We start from the raw sequence: 18964 nt of genomic DNA, 5'->3' as shown, positions 1-18964 counted from the left end.
AACGTGTGCATTTCCTTTTAGGGCTGTGCCAACCGCGCATCGAGTTCGGCTACGGTTGCCAGCCACTCTGCGACATCCTCTTCTCCCCATAGCTCGTACAACTCGGAATTCCTGGGCGAGGTGATTCTGGAGATGGCCGCACGTGCAAGTGGCTCAAGTGCCTGGAGTTCACTTGCGGGCTGCCGTTCTATCCAGGATCCGAGATCTTGAGGAAGATCCTTGCCCGGCTTTCCCAGGGAAGCAGCCACGACTTCCGCGGCGACCAACGCCGTGACCGCCTCCGATGCGTCTATGTAGGTGGCCTTGTGCACGGCGTCCAACGCCTTCCTTATGTCGGCGACAGAACCCGACTCGGCCCAATTGGAAGAAAGGTCCAGCGCCTGATCATTCTCGAACTGACCGAGGCCCCAGGTCCCCGCGAAACCTGGATTCGCCAGAAGCAAGCAGAGGATTGCGAAAACTGCTTTCATGGCGTGTCGGCCTGGCATGCGGGCTCCCCAAGTGCTCGAAGGCCCCAGTATAGCCACCCACCTGCACAGCATTCGGCCAGTCAACTTCCGGTTCGTGCGTTGGTTCAATTCATGCCATGCCGAAGTTTCGGACGGATTCCAGAGAAGGGCTAGTCCACCGCACACGGCGGCGTCTCTCCGGAACGCAAGGTCAGCACCCGCACACCGGTCCGGGTCACCGCCACGGTGTGTTCGAACTGTGCCGACAGCTTGCGGTCGCGGGTGTACACCGGCCATTCGTCCGGACGGGAGCGAATGGCCGCCCGGCCGGCATTGAGCATGGGTTCGATGGTGAACACCATGCCCTCCTCCAGTTCCAGGCCGGTTCCCGGCCTGCCGTAGTGGAGCACTTGCGGGTCTTCGTGCATTTCGCGGCCGATACCGTGGCCGCAGTACTCTTTCACCACGCTGTAGCCATGCGCTTTGGCGCAACGCGCGATGGCATGGCCGATGTCGCCCAGCCGGGCGCCCGGACGCACCGCCGCGATGCCCTGCCACATGGCGCGATAGGCGGTCGCAACCAGCCGCCGCGCCGGATAGGCGACTTCGCCCACCAGATAGGTGGTGCTGGAGTCGGCGATGTAGCCGTTCTTCTCGAGGGTGATGTCGAGATTGACGATCTGGCCGGCGCGCAGCACGTCATCCTTCGACGGCATGCCATGGCAGACGACATCATCGATGGAGGCATTGAGCACGTACGGGAATCCGTACTGTCCCTTGCTGGCGGGGCGCGCTTTCAGTTCATCGACGATCAGGCGTTCGACGAATTCGTTGATCGCCAGCGTGCTCCTGCCCTCCAACTGCATCCGGCCCAGCGCGTCGAATACCTGGGCCAGCAGCGTACCGGCTTCGGCCATCAACGCGATCTCGGCGTGACTCTTGATCACGTGCGCGTCGCGCGCAGCGGCCGTGGCTTCACTCCCGCGGCACGGAGTTCGTTGGCGACGATTTCCTGAAAGCTGAGTTCCGGATTGGTTTCGCAGAGCATGCCGACCTTGATCCAGAAGTTTGCCTGCGCATTGATGGAGCGATGGCTCACCGTGCAGGCGCGTCGCAGCTGGTCGTGAAGGTCGTCATCGATGTTGACGATGCCCATGGGGATGTCCGGCCGGGAAGGAGTATACGAATCATATATGTTTCGTACAATCCCTGCCAACCCTGTCACGACACCTCGACATTCACCGATACGGCCCCGGCCCCCGCCAGACCAGCTCGCCCTGCTTGTAGACCTGCAGCATGGTGACGGCCTGGCGGGCATCGCCGATGGCCTGCATTTCCGGCGAGTCCGGATCCAGCGCGCGGCATTTGCCGGAGCCGCGCCGGAGCGCGATCTCCAGCGGGCAGACCATGTAGTAGCGCGTTCCCGGCAGCGGGATGGAAAGTTCCTTCATACCCTGGGCGGCCCATGCACGCAGTCGTTCCTCGCTGAGTACGTCGTAGTAGACCAGGTAGCCACCCAGTTCCATGCTCGGCCCGTTGGCGGCGGCATCGCGCCCACGGCCATTGCGGATCGCGGGACTGTTGCTGAGTCCCGCGTTCTCCGGGGCCAGGTCTTCGGCGATCAGGCCCGGTGGCCGGCCGGTCCAGGTTTCGGGGCGGCGCCGCGCCGAGGACGAGGGACTGGGAGGCTGCGGCGGCGATTCACTCGGACGCTGGGCGAAACGCGGGACGCGTCGCGCGCTCCGGCTGTCCGAGGGGACGGATCCGTCGGGCGGCAACGGATTGTCGGACCGGTCGACCAGCGTGGACTGGACGCGCGAGGCGGCGGGTGGCGGCGGAATGGGCTCGGGGGGGCGCGTGGGCGGCGGGCTCGGCGGCGCTTCCACGGGGTTGTCGGACTGGTTCGGCTCGCCGATGAAATCCACCCGCACCCGGCTGCCGCCCGCGGCGCTCTGCGGCGTCGTCACCGTGGGCTTGGAGGAGTACAGCAGGATGAGCAGCATCAGCAGATGCAGCAGCGCGCTGGCGAGCCCGGCGATCCATGATTGCAGGCGTTCGACCCTGGGGGCGGCCCAGGTCTTCACGCGGGTCAGTTTGCTCATGCCGCCGTGGATGCGTCGGGGGTGCGGGCCTTCATGGACGGGTTCGACAGCGGGCGACGTGGGAAGTGCCGCATCGTAACCCGAGCGGAGCCGGGCACGGCTCCCCATCGGCGGGGATTGGCTTAGGATTCATGCCTTCCGGCCGACGGCTTGCCACCATGACCGAATTGCGGACCCGATGTGCGGGCATCTCGTTCCTGTTGGCGCTGGCTGTCTGCGGCACGGCGCAGGCGACCAGTTGCGGAGAGACGGTTCGAGTGGAAAACCACACGCACCAACCGGTCACCGTGTTGATCAAGTCGTTCTACGGTTCGGGCTTCGAACGGCCCGATCCGGATGACTTCGCCCCCGAAAGCACCTGGCGTCCCGGCACCCTGCCCTTCATCCGCCTCTACGAAGTCCCGCTTGGGCCCGGAGCGATGGACAACGTGTTTGTCCGGACCCTATGCCCTACTCCGGATCGCAGGCACTGGATCAACTGGTCCTATTCCATCGACGGAACCGCTCCCGTTTCCGGGCAGGCGGATCTGGTCAAGGCAAACGCAAGCATCATCGTCGAACCCATCGATCAGGAAACTTCCGGTTAGCCGCCGACGTGCCCGGGAGGCGCCGGCGCGGTGGCGGCACGCCTGCGCATCGTTGTTCTCCGCGCCAGGCCGCGCGCCCCTCATCTCGAAGCAGGCCCGACCATGTTCAGGTAGTGCGCCGGTGGCGCGATATCGCTCCGCGCTTAAACCTCCACGGTCGTCCTCGCATCCCATCGTCAACGATCGCGCATACGGAAGACGCCCATGAAAACAGCACGCACGCTTCGCCTGCTCTGCCTCCTTCTCAGCGCCGCGCTGTGGGTCCCGGCGGCATTCGCCGCCGACGCCGCGCAGCCGGATGCCTACACATCGATCCGCGCCGATATCGAGAAGGAAATCGCCGCCGGCCGGCTCACCGGCGTATCGGTGGCGCTGGTCAAGGACGGCAGGATCGTCTGGGAGCAGGGTTTCGGCTGGGCGGATCGCAGCGCACGCACGCCGGCGACGTCGCATACCGCGTTCTCGGTGGCATCGACGACCAAACCGTTCACCACGACCTCGCTGATGTTGCTGGCCGCGGAAGGCAAGCTGGATCTGGATCGTCCCGCCAACGATTACCTGGGCACGGAAAAGATCGTGGACGCGAACGGACCCTCGCGCGAAGCCACCGTGCGCCGGCTGGCGACCCATTCGTCGGGGTTGCCCACGTTCTTCGCGATGTATCCGGACGGGGGGGCCGGAAAGCAGCCGACCATTCCCGAACTGGTCCGCGACTACGGCCACCTGATCGCGCCGGTCGGCGAGCGCTACGAATATTCCAACCTGGCGATGGGCATCCTCGGCGAAATCGTCGCGCGGCAATCGCAACAGGAACTGGGTGCCTTCCTGCGTGATCGCATTCTGCTGCCACTGGGCATGAAGGACAGTTTCTTCGACACCGATCGGTCGCGACGCGCCGAGATGGCGGTCCGCTACGCCGACGACGGCAAGCCGTTGCCGTTCTACCTGACCGCGACGCCCGGATCCGGCGAGCTGTATGCCAGCGCGCACGATCTGGCGCGCTTCGCCATGCTGCACCTGGGGGGCGAAGGGCTGGATGCGTCCGCGCGCATCCTCTCGCCGGCGCGGCTGGACGAGCTGCATCGCCCCGCCATGCTCGTTGCACCCCACTTCCACTACGGCATGGGCTGGGAGATCTACAACGAACCCGGACGCATCGGCGTGCTGCATCACGGCGGCGGACAGTCGGGCGTGAACGCGGAGTTCGTGCTGGTGCCTTCCGCCAACGCGGGCGTGATCGTGCTCAGCAATCAGCGCGGTGCGCCCGGCTTCATCGGCGACGTGCGCGACCGGCTGCTGAAGACGGTGGTGCCCGACTGGACCACCCTGCCCCGGCCCGCGAACTCGCCGTTGCTGCCGCTGCAACCCGTGCGGGACTACCGCGGCACCTGGCGTGGCGCCTTGCTGGCCCAGGGCAAGCGCCTGCCGGTCGTGCTCACGGTGTCGGACGATGGCAAGGCCACGCTCTCGGTAGGCGACGGCCCCGCCAACCCGATCGCCGATTTCGGCCTGATCGACGGACTGGTGTCGGGCGAGGTCAAGGGCGACATCGGCAGTCCCGACACGCGCCGCGAGCGCCTGGACCAGCTGTCGCTCGCGCTGAAACTGCGTGGCGACCGGATCGACGGCGAGATCGTCGCCTGGCGCAAGACGTCCGAAAGCATGGCGATGTTCCCGTACTGGGCGGATCTGGCGCGCGTCGCGGCAGAGTGACCGCCGATGGAACCCGCCGCGCCGCCATGCCGGCGCGGCTCACTTCCGCTGGATCTTCTCCATCGCCTTGCCCTTCGCCAGCTCATCGACCAGCTTGTCCAGGTAGCGGATTTTCCGCATGAGCGGATCCTCGACGTTCTCCACCCGGATGCCACACACCACGCCGGTGATCAGCGTGACGTTGGGATTCAGCTGCGGCGCGTCCGCGAAGAATGATTCGAGACTGGGATCGGTTTCGATCTGTTTGCGCAATCCCGCTTCGTCGTAGCCGGTCAACCAGCGGATGACCTGATCGAGCTCCTCCTTCGTCCGCCCCTTGGACTCCACTTTCGCGATGTACAGCGGATACACGCTGGAGAATTTCATTGCGAAGACTTTTTCAAGGCGCATCGGGATTTCCTCTGTCAGGGATGCTTTCCTTTTGCACGGATCTTGAGTGCTTTCTCCGCTGCTTCCAGTGCCCGCAGATCCTCCGCATCCGCCATCGTCGCTTCCGTGCTGCGCCGTTGGGCGGAGAATTGGTCGCAACGCTCGTATGCCAACGTCTTCATTGAAGCATGGCTGACCGCACCGGCGCCTTCCAGGACCGGACGATCATTGAAGGCCAGCAGCTTGTCCATGTTCTCGCGCCAGTAGTCGAGGGTGAGCGATTTGCGATCCTTGACCCGAAGTGCCGCCTGTTCAAGGAATATCACCACCAGGCGATTGAGCGAATCGATCTCGTCGGCGGTGAGGTAGTTCTTGGCGACAATGACGTCGGCCTTGCGGACGCGATTGCCTTCCCAGGCGTTGAGCCCCATGTTGGGCTGGCCGGGGTCGGTACGCGCGATGATCAGTTCGGCGGCCGTCTTGCCGGTCACCGCATACAGCAGTTTGTTCCGGACTTCGGCGAAGAACAGCGACGCCTGCTGGAAGAACAGCGACGCCTGCTGCTCGCTGTCGCGGTAATCCACGCTGAGGGCAAAGAGGTCGCGAACCTTCTGGTAGAAGCGCTTCTCCGACGCGCGGATATCGCGGATGCGCGCCAGCAGCTCATCAAAATAGTCCCAACCTCCCGGATCCTTGAGCGGGCGTCGTCCATGACGAAGCCTTTGACCAGATACTCGGAGAGCTGCGCGGTGGCCCATTGGCGAAACTGGGTGCCGCGGGCGGAATGGACGCGATAACCGACCGCGAGGATGGCTTCGAGATGGTAATGGTCCACCTGGCGACGGACCTGACGCTGTCCTTCGTTTTGAACTATTCGAAATTTCCGAATAGTTCGTTCAGGTTCAAGCTCATCATCTTCGTAGATGGCCGACAAGTGCTCGTTGACCGTCGGGACCGTCACCTCGAAAAGATCCGCGATCTGACGTTGCGTCAGCCATACCGATTGCCCGTCCAGCCGCACCTGGATACGGGTTTTCTCGTCTTCGGTGCGGTACAACAGCAATTCCGATGTGGGTCCTTCTGCATCCTGCGACTTCATGCCACCTCCGTGCAAGCTTCTTTGCAAACGCCCATCAGGTTAGTCCCTCCGCCCCCAATCGCCACCCCAGCCCCGACCATCGGCTCGCGTGCCTCGCCAGCGCTTCGCGGATTACCGTTTCGCCGCCCACCAGATGCAGTTCGCGGCGTGCGCGGGTGATGCCGGTGTAGACCAGTTCGCGCGAGAGCACGCGATTGCCGCGTGCGGGAAGCAGCAGCCAGACGGTATCGAATTCCGAGCCCTGGGCCTTGTGCACGGTCATGGCGAAGGCGGACTCGTGCGCGGGCAGCGCGGCGGGATGGAAGGCGCGTGGCTGTTCCGGATCGTCGCCGGGGAACCAGGCGGCGAGCGTGCCTTGTTCGTCCTTCAGGCAGATGCCGATGTCGCCGTTGAACAGGCGATGGCGATAGCTGTTCTCGGTGACGATGAGCAACTGGCCGTGGAAATGAAATTGCCCGGGGCGTGGCAGGCCGGCGCCCTGGCTTTCCAGCAGCAGGCGCTCGATGCGGGCGTTGAGCGTGCGCGCGCCCTGCGGACCTTCACGCACCGCGGTGAGGATGCGCAGGCGGGTGGAAAGCGCGAGGGCTTCGGCCGGCGAACGAGCGGTGGCGAGTGCGCGCCAATGGGTGAGCAGCCTGTCCTGTTGGCCCTGAAGTGGATCTTCCAGGTTTTCATGGAAGTGGACGTTGGAGAGCTGGCCGGCGCGCAGCAGCGACAGCGCGGTATCGGCGTCGCCGTCGCGCACGGCGGTGGCAAGCGGGGCCAGTTGCAGGGATTCGCTCTGGCGCCAGCCGCGCTGGAGGTGGACGCGGACGGCGGGGAAGCTGGCCTGGGTATCCGAACCGAAACCCGCGTCGGCGCCATCGGGATGCGGATGACGGGGTTCAGGGGGATGGTTGCCGTCGATGGCGGCGCCGAGGATGGCGGACAGGACGTCGCCGGCTTCCACCGACGGGAGCTGATCCGGATCACCCAGCAGCACCAGCCGCGTGCCGTCGGCGACGGCGTCGACCAGCTTGGCCATCAGCGGCAGATCGATCATCGAGGCTTCGTCCACGACCACGACGTCGAACGGCAGCGGGTGATCGGCGTCGTGTCGGAAGCGCGGCGAGTCGGGAATCGTGCCAAGCAGGCGATGCAGGGTGGTGCCGGTGCTGGGCAGTGCGGCCAGCAGGTCGGCGTCGATGCCGGCAGCGGCCAGCGCCTGCACGGCATGGCGCACGCTTTCGGCCATGCGTTCGGCGGCCCGCCCGGTGGGTGCGGCCAGGGCGATGCGTGGCGGCGCGCGGCCCGCACCGCGGGCCTGCGCGGCGAGCAGCACCAGCAGGCGCGCGGTGGTGGTGGTCTTGCCGGTGCCGGGACCGCCGGTGACGAGCAGGAGGGAATGTTGGAGCGCGAGGATGGCGGCGAGTGCCTGGTGATCGAGGATCGCGTTGCCCCCATCCGCCCTTCGGGCACCTTCCCCCGCGGACGGGGGAAGGGACTCGTCGATGGCGCTGGTTTTGAAGTGTTCCTCTGCGAACAAAGGAAGCGTCTGGTTCCGCTCCGCCCTGGGCCCTTCCCCCGCCTGCGGGGGGTGTGGAGCATCCGTTTGCGCGGCACTGCCGCGTGGATGATCCGAACGCCCGGCGTGCTGCGCCTGGCCGGGGCGGGTTGGGATGGAGGCATCCGGGAACAGTCGGGCAAACAAGGGATCGAGCGCAGACACATCCCCCCCATCGATCCGGTGCGCCGCAATACGCCGCAGCCCCTCAGCCAACTGGCGCTCGTATTCGCGATAGCGGCGCAGGTAGAGCAGTCCCTGTTCCAGCACCAGGGGCGCGTGCGGATCGGCAACGGCGACAGGATCATCCGGGGCGGCGACCCAACGCGACGCCGCCAGACTTGCCGCCCATGTTTCCGCTTCCGGCCAGGCGATGTCGGCATCCGTCTCCAGTAGCGCCCGCGGTTGCGCCAGCAGGAGTCCGGCGTGCCCCTTGGACACGGCGAGCGAGGCCAGCGCGGCGGCGGCGAGGATGTCATCAGGGGTCTCGCGATCCAGGCGACGCAAGCTCTGGGCAAGCGCGTGATCGAGGGTACGCAGATGGCCGCCGAGCCACAGGGCGTTGAGAAGGTGGGCGGTGGTCATGCGCGGTTACCCGGGGCCTGGTGGGTATCCGGGTTGCCCCCGCCCCGGCTCTCCCCCGCTGGCGGGCGAGGGAGCGGATCCCGCGCAGGGTGGGCGGCACCGGCGAACAGCGCATCGAGGGCGTGGACCAGTTCCGGATCGAAGCGTTGGGCGTGGACACCGGGCGAAGGCTGTTGCAACAGGTCCAGACCACGGCAGAACAGGTAGCGCACGCCGCCGAAATCGCGTGCGTAGTCGTAGGTGTCGCCCAGGCGGAAACGCAGCCAGCGGTGCAGGGCCAGGGTGTAGATCAACGCCTGCAGATCGTATTCGCTGTGCGCCATCGCCTGTTGCATGGCCGCGGCGTCGTAGCCGGGCAGCTGGTTGGATTTGTAGTCGAGCACGTACCAGCGGCCGTCATGGTGGTAGGTCAGATCGATCAGGCCGGTCATCAGGCCTTCCAGCCGCTGGCGCGCACCGAACGCACTGCGCGTGCGCAGTACGCCATGGCGATGCAGCAGCGCGAGCAGCGCGGGCACCGGCGTGGCGGTCATGGCGAAGTGGAACTCGATTTCGGCGCGACGCGCATCCGCGGGCAGATCCACCAGGCGCACGCCTTCCGGCAACGTCGTGCCGAGAGTGTGGCCGATCAGCGGGACCAGCACGTCGAGGCCCTCGGCGATGTCAGCTTCGGCATAACCGCCTGCGCGCAGCGCATCGGCGATGACGCGATCCTGCCCGACGGGCGCGGCGTCGTCCGGGCGCCAGTCGCGCCAGGCGGCGAAGTCGGCGTTTTCCAGCGCGGCGTGCATGACCACGCCGAAGCGGCTGCCGGCGAAGCGCGGGTCGGCGGCGACGGGAAGCGCGGATGCGGTGGCGGGCGCGTCGGGATCCGACGCCGGGGTTTCATCCTCGCCGCCGGGATCGGCCTGGGTCGCCGCGGCGAGCGGATCGCCTCCGGCTTCCGCATGCGCCAGTTGGGTGAAGCTGTAGACCCACCAGTCGGCGGCGATGCGGCGCGTGGCGGTGCGCGCGGGCGCGACCGCGGTTTCGTGCTCGGACGGCAGGCGTGGCGGCGGTGGTTCGGCCGGGCCTTCGACGATGCGGACATCGGTGTGGTCGCCCGGCACGGCCATGCCGGCCAGCAACGGCGCCAACCGGCTTTTGCCGATGTCCGCGAGATCGCCGGCCGCGATCCACAGCGCATGTTCGGCGCGGGTGAGACCGACGTAGAGCAGGCGCGCGTCCTCGGCTTCGGCGTTCTGCCGGGCGATGTCGCCGGCGGCCTTCCACGCGGGGTCGTCCTTGTCGATGCGCCAGAGCAGCACGCGGTGGCCGCCTTCATGCAGCACGCGATAGCGGCCGCTGTCCGGGCGGCGGGTGCCGATGCCGGTGAAGGGCAGGTACACCAGTGGATATTCCAGGCCCTTGCTCTTGTGCAGGGTGACGATCTGCACGCGGCGCGCATCCGACTCCAGCCGCAGCAGCTGGGTCTCGTCGTCCGGATCCGCGTTGGCGATGCGTGCCTGCAACCAATCAAGCAGGCCGTGCAGGCCGAGCGTGCGCGCAGCGGCCTCCTGCAACTGTTCGCCCAGTTGCAGGTAGTTGGTCATGCGGCGTTCGCCGTCGACCAGTTCCAGCAGGCGTCCGGCCTGTTCGGCGCAAAGATCGGAAACCAGCGCCAGCGGACCACTGCGCTGCCAGCGCTCGCGCCAGTGCAGCAACCGGGCCTGGTGATGGCGCTGCGCGTCACCTTCGATTTCCAGCGCGGCAATCGCGGTGGCGTCCTCGCCGAGCAATACGGTGGACAGCGCGGCGCGCAGGCGACCGCTGTCGGCGGGCTGCAGCAGCGCGAGCAGCAGGGTGCGCAACTCGCCGGCCTCGATGGTCTCGAACAGGCTCTGGCGGCCGGCGGCCACCGCGGGCACGCCGGCGCGCGCCAACGCCTGCTGCATGCGGGTGGCGTCCTTGTGGTTGCGTACCAGCACCGCGATGTCGCCCGGCTGCACGGGATGTCCGTCGATCAGCGCGCGGCCCTGACGCGCGTCGCCCAGCACGCGATGGATATCGGCGACGCAGGCCGCGGTGGCGGCGTCGCGCGAGCCATCGGCGCCGAGCGGCTGGCCCTCTTCGCTGCGCAGCAGGCGCAGGGTCAGCGCGGGTGCGGGCGCGTTGTCGCGCAGGTGATCGGTATCGGCGCGCTTGTCGCCGGGCCGCACCGGTTCGAAACGGATGCCGGGATGGGCGAAGGCGTCCTGGCCGGTGGCATCGGCGCCGTCGTACATCGCCTGGATGGCGCGCAGCACCGCCGGGCGCGAGCGGAAGTTGTGGGCCAGCCGCGGCGCTTCGTCTGCCACGCCGCGCGCAAGCAGATAGGTGTCCACGTCGCCGCCACGGAACCCGTAGATGGCTTGCTTGGGATCGCCGATCAGGAACAACGCCGGCGTATCGCCGATGGCGCGCACCTCGTCGGAATCACCGAACACGCGCGCGAAGATCCGCCATTGGCGTTCGTCGGTGTCCTGGAACTCGTCCACCAGCGCGACCCGGTACTGCGCGCGCAGCCGCGCCACCAATGTCTGCCGGTCCGGACCCTCCAGCGCCTCGGCGACGCCTTCGATCAGATCGTCGTAGGTCCGCACGCGGCGGGTGCGCTTGAGCGCGTCCAGGCGCTGGCGTGCTTCGCCGCGCAGACGGTGCAGCAGGCGGATGGCCTGGTCGCGCCGCCAGCGCGCGCAGCGATCGAGCGCCTGCAGGTAGTCGGCGATCAGCGGCTGCAACGGCGAAAGCGGGGTCTTGTCGGCATGGGCCTTGTTGGTTTTGGCCGCCAACGCCTCGTGGGTGAGCCGCGCGATGCGTTCGTCCAGCTCGGCCAGAGGATCCGGCCGCTCGCTCCATTGGCGCAGCTGGCGTTGCAGGGCGGACAACCAGTCGGGCTTGTACGAGGTCTTGTTGAGCACGCCGCCGCCGACCGCCGCCAGCACGGCCGCGAAGTACGCATCGCCCTGCGTGGCGATGCCGGCCGCCAGGCGCTCGCAGGCGCCGGTCAGACCGGACAGCGCGTCGTCGCCCGGCGTTTCCACCGGTGGCTGCGGATACAGTGGCAGCGGCCCGCACAGTGCCGGCAGATCCGCGGCGAGCGCATCCGGGCCATTCCACAGGCGTGTCAGCGCGTCGGCATCGATCGCGCCCGCGGCATGCACGCGCCACAGATCGGCGGCGACTTCCGCATGCAGCTCGCGCGCGTTGCCGAGCAGTTCGACCGCATCGAAACCCTGCCCGGTTTCCAGCGCATGCTCGCGCAGCACGCGGGCGCAGAAGCCGTGGATGGTGAAGATGGCGGCCAGATCGGTTTCCTCCGCCGCGATGCGCAGGCGGCGGGCAAGCTGATCGGGCGTTTCCCCGCCCCGGGCGAGGTGGCGCTGAAGAATGCGGCGGGTCAGCGCGACTTCGGCGCTGTCGCCGTCACCGGCGTCGGTGTCCACCAGTTGCGCGGCCAGCGCAAGCCGTTCGCGGATGCGCTTGCGCAGTTCCTGGGTGGCCGCCTCGGTATAGGTCACCGCCAGCACCTGTCCCATGCGCAGGCGTTGTTCGACGATCAGGCGGGTGAACAGGGTGGCGAGCGTGTAGGTCTTGCCGGTGCCCGCGCTGGCCTCGATCAGCTGGACGCCATCCAGCGCGCGGGTCAGGTAGGGATTGCCGGCGGGATCGGGTGCGCTCATGCGGCTTCCCCTTCTTCCCCGCCATCGGCGCGCGCGTGGCCCCGGCGCACCAGATCGTAGATGCGCAGACTGATCTGCTCCAACCGCTGGTAGTCGGCCTGGCTGGCGAAGGGATCGCGGCCGCGCAGCGCCAGCCGGATCGCTTCGCCCTCGCCTTCGGCCCAGCCGCCGTTGCCGTCGCCGTGCCAACGCTTCCAGCCAACGGTGCGGCGCTTCTCCGGTTCGGCGTTCCAGATGTCCCAGCCGGTATAGGGCGCGAACCACAGCGGTTCGCGCAGGCCCTGCGCCTGCAGGGCAAGCAACTGGCGCAGCGCGGCGCGCGCCTGGCTTTCGTCCAGCGCTTCCAGCACGTGCGGCCCGGGACCGTCGCCGCTGTCGTGGAACTGGACCAGCGGCAAGCGGGCGCCGGCGGCGTTGGCCAGCAGCCAGTCCAGGCCCCAGCGCAACGCGGCGTTGCCGTTGACCGCATCCGCGCGCAACCGCACCAGGCCGCGTGGATGCTGATCGGCGACGTGTCCGTACAGGTGGATGCCGTCGAGTTCGACCTCATGGCGTTCCGACGTCGTGGCCTCTCCTCCCAGCCATTCGCGGCGTGCCTGCGCGAATGGACGGATCTCCGCGAGCAAGGCCTCGAACTGCCGTTCGCCCAGCGCGCCGGACGGCAACAGCGCACGCGCGCGCAGACGTTCGCGCAGCCCGGCTTCCCGGCCCTGATCAAGTGCCTCGACCACCGCCTGCTGCAGGGCCGCGCGCTCCAGTCCGCCTCCGGGCAGGACCAGCGGTTCGACATCCTCCGCGACCGTGATCGGCTCGGGCAGGCGCAGGCCCAGGCGCCGGGCGAGGAACTGGCCTTGCGGGTCCACGAAGAAACGGCGCAGCGCATCCAGCGACAGATCGGGTTCCTCCGGCTCCATCACAGGCAACGGCTCGGCGAACCACGGAGACAACGGCTGGCGCGCGCCGCCGGCGCGATCCGCTGCCGGGCGCCATTGCGCGCGATAGCTGAAGCGGCGCGGCTCTTCTCCGCCACCGAACGCGGCGGGCGCGAACGGCTGCAGCGTGTGCTGCACCACCAGCGCCTTGCGCGCGGCGGCGGGATCCGCGTGGCACGCCGCCGCCGCGTCCAGCAGCTCGCTGATCAACACGGACGGTTCGCGCACGCTGCCGTCGCGCGGATCCGCGCCCTGGTAGCTGAGATAGAACACGTCCTGGGCGGCGGCGAACAGTTGCAGGAACAGATAGCGGTCGTCCTCGCGGGTCGAACGATCGCCATGGCGGCGCCGCTCGCTGCCGAGTTCGGCGGTCAGGCGGTTGAGGCCGGCGGCCGGGTCCCGGTGCGGGAAATCGCCATCGTTCATGCCCAGCAAGCAGGTCACCCGGAACGGCAGCAACCGCATCGGCACCATCCGGCCCACGCTGATGCCGCCGGTGAGCAGCGGCGCGCGGGTGTCGGCCTGTGACAGCAGATCCGCGAAATAGGCGCGCACCACTTCCGCCGGCACCTCGTCGGCGTAGCCGGCGGTTTCGGCATCGCGGGCGAAGCGATCGACCAGGGTGCGCAGGCGATCCAGGGCGCGTTGCGCGCGCGGCGCGGCCGGACGTTCGGGCAACAGCGCATCAAGGAGGCGCAGCAGCCGTTCGCGCCATTGCGCGGGCGGCAGCGGCTGGCCGAGGTCGCGGCGCTGGCGGGCCAGTTCGCGCAGCAGGCGAATCAGGGTGTCGAGCGCGTCGAGCGCGCCGCCTTCCAGTTGCGCCCACGGCGCGACCCCCGCGATGTCGTCCCCGGCGCCGCTGGCGTGGCCCAGCAACAGGCGATCCAGCGCGAACTGCCAGGTGTAGGCATCGTCGGCCGGCGCGGCGGCGGCGACGCGATGCGCGGCATCCAGGCCCCAGCGCGCGCCCGCTTCGCGCAGCCAGCCATGCACGCGCTCGATGGCGTCGGTGTCGAGTCCGGCCGCCTCGGCGACCGGCGCGCTGGCGAGCAGGTCGAGGGTTTCGTCCAGCCCGAACCGCGAGACCGGCAGATCCAGCAGGCGCAGGAACACTTCGGCCAGCGGCTCGCTGGCCAGCGGGCTGGTGTCCGCCAGCGCCCACGGCAGCGCGTCGCCATGGCCATCGCCACCGAACACCGCGTCCAGGTACGGCACATAGGGATCGATGTCCGGGGCCAGCACGGCGATTTCGCGCGGCTGCAACGGCGGGTCGAAGCGCTTGTCGTCGAGCAGCGCACGCAACTGGTCGTGCAGCACCTGCACTTCGCGCAGGCGGGTGTGGCAGGCGTGCACCTGCAGGCCGGGATCGTGGCGATCCAGCTCGGCGCGCGCCGGGCCGGAGGGAATGGCGCGGCGATGGAACAGGTCCTGCTGCATGTGCCGCAGCAGGCTGTCGGACAGTCCGCCTTCGGCCCGGGTCGGCGCGGCATCGTCGGCGGGATCGGCGTAGGCGGCGATCTCGCCCGCCGGATGCACCACTTCATAGCTGCCCAGCACCGCCATGAAATCGCGACCGGCCGCGCCCCAGGCCTGCAACAGGGGGTTCTCGCCCAACGCCTCGCCGAACGGATCGGCGTCGCCGCCGCGCAGGCGCTCGCCCAGCGTCTGCAGGTCGCCCCAATAGGCGCGGGTCGGCGTGGGCAGGTAGAAATGCAGGGTGCCCGCCCGCGCCTGGGTGGCGACCACGCGCAGCACGTCGGGCGAAATGTTGAGGGTGGCGAAAGCGAACAGGCGCTTCGGCAGGCCGTCCGGCAAGGCGGACGCCGGCCCGGCGAAGCGGTCGAGGTATTGCTGGATGCGGCGCGCGCGATGCTCGCTGCCGGCGGCGATGTGCCGCCACAACAGCGCCTGCGGATCGTCCGGGTCGGCGCCGGCCTCCCAGCGCAGCAGCCAGTCGCGGCGCCAGGCCTGGTACTTCTCGAACACGCTGGCCAGTTCGGTCGCCAGCGTCCACGGCCTGACCGGGTCGCCCCCGGCCAGATAGCCGCGCAGCGACGCGAGCGCCGGTCGCGCCAGCAGCGCGGGGTCGGTCAGCGCGGCATACAGCCGCCAGCGCAGACCGGCGGCGTCCAGGTCGTCACTCTCGCCCAGCACGTTGGCGGCCAGCGCGCGGGCGACCAACTCGCCCGGGGTCAGGAACTCCAGGTTGGCGGACACGCCATGCTCGGCCGCCAGCGTGGCCTGCAGCCAGCGGCGCATCGCCACCTGCGGGATCAGCACCACTTCCGGCGTCAGCAGGGATTGGTCGGGCAGGGGTCGACGCAGCTCGTCCGCCAGCAGGCCCGCCAGGACATCCAGGGAGTTGGAGTGATAGAGGCGGAAGTCGGGCGTGGCGGCGTCGGGCATCCGGCTATCTTGCCGCAGCGTGGCCGCGGTCGCCGAGGCGAGCACGGTACGCATCGCCGGTTCGGGATGGTGTTTCCCGTCCGGGGCCGGCGTTTGCGCATGGGTTTCCGGCACAATACCTGTACCGGCCAGTTCGGTTTTGTTCAGCCGCCAGCCGCGAAGCTTCCTCGTTGCTTTTCCGTTAAGCGCCCGCCCGCCATGACATCCGCCGACACACCCGCCGTGCGCCTGTCCGATGTCCGCCTCGATCGCGGCGGACGCGCCATCCTGCGCGACATCGCGCTGACGGTGCCGCGTGGCAGCATCACCGCCGTGCTCGGCCCCAGCGGCAGCGGCAAGTCCACGCTGCTGGCGGCGCTGACCGGCGAATTGCCGCCGACTGCGGGCCAGGTCGAAGTGTTCGGACAAGCCGTGCCGCGCCGCAGCCACGCGCTGCTGGAGATGCGCAAGGGTATCGGCGTTCTGTTGCAGGGCAATGGCCTGCTCACCGATCTGACCGTGGCCGAGAACGTGGCGCTGCCGCTGCGCACCCACACCCGGCTGGCCGCGCCGCTGATCCGGCGCCTGGTCGAATTCAAATTGAACGCGGTCGGCCTGCGCGCCGCCGCCGACCTGTATCCGCGCGAGCTGTCCGGCGGCATGGCCCGCCGCGTCGCGCTGGCCCGCGCGCTGGCCCTGGACCCGCCGCTGATGATCTATGACGAACCGCTGACCGGCCTGGACCCGATCGCCAGCGGCGTGATCATGAGCCTGATCCAGCGCCTCAACGACACCCTGGGGCTGACCAGCATCATCGTCACCCACCACGTCCACGAAACCCTGCCGATCGCCGATCAGGCGCTGGTGATCGCCAACGGCGGCCTGGTGTTCACCGGCACGCCGGCCGAACTGGAGAACACCGCCGATCCGCTGGTGCGCCAGTTCCTGCGCGGCGAGCCGGACGGCCCGATCGCGTTCGATGCGATCAAGCGCGTGGGGGAAGCGGCTTGAAGCGGGGAGTCGTGAATCGGGAATCGGGAATCGAAGCCGGCTTCGCGCGCGGCCGGTTTGCGGCGCCCATGAACAGCTCCCTCTCCCGCAACGCGGGGGAGGGTTGGGGTGGGGGCGAAGGCGAAAAGGTGCTCGTCCAGATGTTCGCGCTTGCCCCCATCCGCCCTTCGGGCACCTTCCCCCGCACGCGGGGGAAGGGACTTTTGCCCAAGGGGAGGATTCACTGATGCCGTTCGTTGCCGCCACCCGTTCGCTCGGCCGCGCGGGACTGTTTTCGCTGTCGGTGTTCCGCGCGTCGGCACCGACCCGCGATTTCTTCGCCGAACTGACCCGCGAGATCTACAAGATCGGCGGTCGTTCGCTGCCGATCATCGCGGTCGGCGGCGCGTTCGTGGGCCTGGTGCTGACCCTGCAGGGCTATCGCACGCTGACCACCTTCGGGGCTTCCGACGCGCTGTCGACGCTGTTGGGCTTGTCGCTGTATCGCGAACTGGGCCCGGTGCTGACCGCGCTGCTGTTCATTGGCCGCGCCGGCAGTTCGATCGCCGCCGAGCTGGGGCTGATGCGCGCCACCGATCAGATCAAGGCGCTGGAACTGATGGCCATCGATCCGGTCGCCAAGGCGGTCGCGCCGCGCTTCTGGGCGGCGGTGCTGACCGTGCCGCTGCTGACCGGCTTCTTCTGCAGCCTGGCGATCAGCGCCAGCTACTTCGAAGCCGTGCACGTGCTGGGCCTGGACAACGGCACGTTCTGGTCCGCGCTGCAGAACAGCGTGGATCTGTGGGACGACTTCGGCGTGGCGCTGCTGAAGTCGGCGGTGTTCGGTGGCACCAGCGCGCTGGTCGCGGCCTACGTGGGCTACCACGCCGAACCGACCATCGAAGGCACCTCGGTGGCGACCACCCGCGCGGTGGTCAACGCCTCGCTGCTGGTGCTGATGTTCAATTTCGTCCTTTCCGCCCTGCTTTTCCGGAGTTGATGCCATGGCCGTCCGTGGACCCCGTCTCGAATTCGCCGTCGGCGCCTTCCTGCTGCTGGCCCTGGCCTCGCTGCTGGTGCTGGCGATCGCTTCCACCAACAAGCGTTTCGGCATCGGTGGCGGCAGCTACGAGCTGAAGGCGCGCTTCACCAACCTGGGCCAGCTGCGCAAACAGGCGCCGGTGAAGATCGGCGGCGTGGTGGTCGGCCAGGTGGCCGACATTCAGCTGGATCCGGTCAAGTTCGAGTCCCTCGTCACCCTGTCGCTCGATTCCAAGTTCAAGGATCTGCCCGCCGACACCTCCGCCGGCATCTTCACCAGCGGCCTGCTGGGCGAGAACTACGTGGGCCTCTCGCCCGGCGGCGATCCCGAAGTACTGAAACCGGGCGAGGAAATCGCCTTCACCCAGCCAGCCGTGGATCTGCTCCAGCTGGCCGGCAAATACATGTTCAGCGGCGGCGGCGGTGCCGGCGGCAGCAACGCCGGCGAAGAAATCGCTCCGCCCGCACAACCGACGGAAGAACAACCCCAGCCATGAAAACGATCATCAAACGCTCCCTCCTCCCGCTCGCCCTGGCCTCCGCGCTGCTTGCCGCGACGCCGTTGATCGCCAGCGCGCAGACCGCCACCGCCCAGGCCGCGCCCAGCTCGGCCAGCCAGGTGGTGCTGACCAACAGTTCCCGCATCATCGGTACGCTGGAAAAGCGCCGCGCCGAGTTCAAGGCCAATCCGGCCACGCTGCGCCAGTACGTGTCCGGCGAGTTCAACAACCTGTTCGACCGCGAGTACGCGGCCCGGCTGGTGCTGGGCATCCACGGTCGCGGCGCCAGCGACGCCGACATCAAGACCTTCGCCGACGCGCTCGGCGACAGCCTGATGACCCGCTACGGTTCGGCGCTGCTGGACTTCAACACCCAGCTGAAGGTGCGGGTGAAGTCCGAATCCGCGCTGCCCGGCGGCCGTGGCGTGAAGGTCGCCAGCGAAATGCTGCGTCCGGACGGCGAGCCGATTCCGATCGACTACCTGCTGCGCCAGGCCGGCGGCAAGTGGAAGGTGTTCGATGTGATGGTCGAGGGCGTTTCGTTCGTGCAGACCTTCAAGACCCAGTTCGATACCCCGTTGCGGCAGAAGTCGATCAGCCAGGTCGCCGCCGACCTGCGTGCCGGCAAGTTGCAGACCAATGCCAACGCCAGCGGCAAGAAGTGACGCCGGCGTCGCCCGCGAGGGCGACGCGCTGGTCTTCCGCGGCGCGCTGGATCGCGCCGCGGCGGTCGCGTTGTGGCCGCAGCTGGCCAGGACCACCGGCGTGCAACGCATCGTCCTGACCAATGTCACTACCGTGGACAGCGCCGGCTTGGCATTGTTGGCCGAACTGGCCGCGCAGATGCGCGCGTCCGGCGGCGCGGTGGCCATCGAAGGCCAGCCCGCCGGCTTCACCGATCTGTGCGCCGCGTACCGCCTGACGCCGGGACTGGAGTTCCCGGTCTGACCCTCTCCCCCCGAGATTCC

The 18964-nt window shown here is 68.4% G+C and carries 15 protein-coding genes and 1 pseudogene; 7 read left to right on the top strand and 9 right to left on the bottom strand.

What is annotated here, in order from left to right:
- Window positions 1–17: 17 nt before the first annotated feature.
- From AC3DEZ_RS01495 to AC3DEZ_RS01480, 4 genes are all read right to left on the bottom strand, one after another.
- Window positions 18–470, bottom strand: a complete 453-nt coding sequence (locus AC3DEZ_RS01495) for a DUF4259 domain-containing protein (RefSeq protein WP_488386619.1) — start codon at window positions 468–470, stop codon at window positions 18–20.
- Between the two features lie 149 nt (window positions 471–619).
- A complete protein-coding gene (gene map, locus AC3DEZ_RS01490; protein WP_488386618.1) occupies window positions 620–1396 on the bottom strand; it encodes a type I methionyl aminopeptidase in 777 nt (258 codons plus the stop codon).
- The gene (locus AC3DEZ_RS01485; RefSeq protein ID WP_488386617.1) at window positions 1393–1605 is read right to left on the bottom strand and encodes a ParD-like family protein; all 213 of its coding nucleotides are present in this window, start codon (window positions 1603–1605) and stop codon (window positions 1393–1395) included. Before AC3DEZ_RS01485 ends, map begins: the two co-directional genes overlap by 4 nt.
- An 82-nt stretch (window positions 1606–1687) precedes the next feature.
- Window positions 1688–2551: a type II toxin-antitoxin system RelE/ParE family toxin gene (locus AC3DEZ_RS01480; RefSeq protein WP_488386616.1), complete on the bottom strand. Its 864-nt coding sequence runs from the start codon at window positions 2549–2551 to the stop codon at window positions 1688–1690.
- Between the two features lie 158 nt (window positions 2552–2709).
- Here AC3DEZ_RS01480 and AC3DEZ_RS01475 point away from each other — a divergent pair, with 158 nt between their 5' ends.
- Window positions 2710–3138 (top strand): hypothetical protein, encoded by a 429-nt coding sequence (locus AC3DEZ_RS01475; RefSeq protein ID WP_488386615.1) that lies wholly within the window; start codon window positions 2710–2712, stop codon window positions 3136–3138.
- A gap of 204 nt (window positions 3139–3342) precedes the next feature.
- Window positions 3343–4851 (top strand): serine hydrolase domain-containing protein, encoded by a 1509-nt coding sequence (locus AC3DEZ_RS01470; RefSeq protein ID WP_488386614.1) that lies wholly within the window; start codon window positions 3343–3345, stop codon window positions 4849–4851.
- A gap of 39 nt (window positions 4852–4890) precedes the next feature.
- Here AC3DEZ_RS01470 and AC3DEZ_RS01465 read toward each other — a convergent pair whose 3' ends face one another.
- The 5 genes and pseudogenes from AC3DEZ_RS01465 to recC form a co-directional block, all read right to left on the bottom strand.
- Window positions 4891–5241, bottom strand: coding sequence for a DUF2200 domain-containing protein (locus AC3DEZ_RS01465; protein ID WP_488386613.1), 351 nt, complete (start codon window positions 5239–5241; stop codon window positions 4891–4893).
- 14 nt (window positions 5242–5255) lie between these two features.
- A pseudogene (locus tag AC3DEZ_RS01460) lies at window positions 5256–6319 on the bottom strand (virulence RhuM family protein).
- Between the two features lie 34 nt (window positions 6320–6353).
- The gene (gene recD / locus AC3DEZ_RS01455; protein ID WP_488386612.1) at window positions 6354–8447 is read right to left on the bottom strand and encodes an exodeoxyribonuclease V subunit alpha; all 2094 of its coding nucleotides are present in this window, start codon (window positions 8445–8447) and stop codon (window positions 6354–6356) included.
- Window positions 8444–12148: an exodeoxyribonuclease V subunit beta gene (recB, locus tag AC3DEZ_RS01450; protein WP_488386611.1), complete on the bottom strand. Its 3705-nt coding sequence runs from the start codon at window positions 12146–12148 to the stop codon at window positions 8444–8446. The genes recD and recB overlap by 4 nt, the downstream gene beginning before the upstream one ends.
- Window positions 12145–15486, bottom strand: a complete 3342-nt coding sequence (recC, locus tag AC3DEZ_RS01445; RefSeq protein WP_488387032.1) for an exodeoxyribonuclease V subunit gamma — start codon at window positions 15484–15486, stop codon at window positions 12145–12147. Before recC ends, recB begins: the two co-directional genes overlap by 4 nt.
- A gap of 198 nt (window positions 15487–15684) precedes the next feature.
- On the opposite strand from recC, the gene AC3DEZ_RS01440 reads away from it, so the two are divergent.
- From AC3DEZ_RS01440 to AC3DEZ_RS01420, 5 genes are all read left to right on the top strand, one after another.
- Window positions 15685–16476: an ABC transporter ATP-binding protein gene (locus AC3DEZ_RS01440; protein ID WP_488386610.1), complete on the top strand. Its 792-nt coding sequence runs from the start codon at window positions 15685–15687 to the stop codon at window positions 16474–16476.
- Window positions 16477–16702: 226 nt separating this feature from the next.
- Complete coding sequence (locus tag AC3DEZ_RS01435; protein WP_447104040.1) at window positions 16703–17455, top strand: MlaE family lipid ABC transporter permease subunit; 753 nt, start codon at window positions 16703–16705, stop codon at window positions 17453–17455.
- Window positions 17456–17459: 4 nt separating this feature from the next.
- Window positions 17460–17993 (top strand): outer membrane lipid asymmetry maintenance protein MlaD, encoded by a 534-nt coding sequence (gene mlaD / locus AC3DEZ_RS01430; RefSeq protein WP_488386609.1) that lies wholly within the window; start codon window positions 17460–17462, stop codon window positions 17991–17993.
- A gap of 8 nt (window positions 17994–18001) precedes the next feature.
- A complete protein-coding gene (locus AC3DEZ_RS01425; RefSeq protein ID WP_488387031.1) occupies window positions 18002–18661 on the top strand; it encodes an MlaC/ttg2D family ABC transporter substrate-binding protein in 660 nt (219 codons plus the stop codon).
- Window positions 18636–18944, top strand: a complete 309-nt coding sequence (locus AC3DEZ_RS01420) for an STAS domain-containing protein (protein WP_488386608.1) — start codon at window positions 18636–18638, stop codon at window positions 18942–18944. The genes AC3DEZ_RS01425 and AC3DEZ_RS01420 overlap by 26 nt, the downstream gene beginning before the upstream one ends.
- Window positions 18945–18964 lie beyond the last annotated feature (20 nt).

The organism is Pseudoxanthomonas sp. 134C1 (assembly GCF_057773065.1).
The sequence above is the reverse complement of the archived record's forward strand: the minus strand, read 5'-3'. Positions and strand labels throughout refer to the sequence as shown.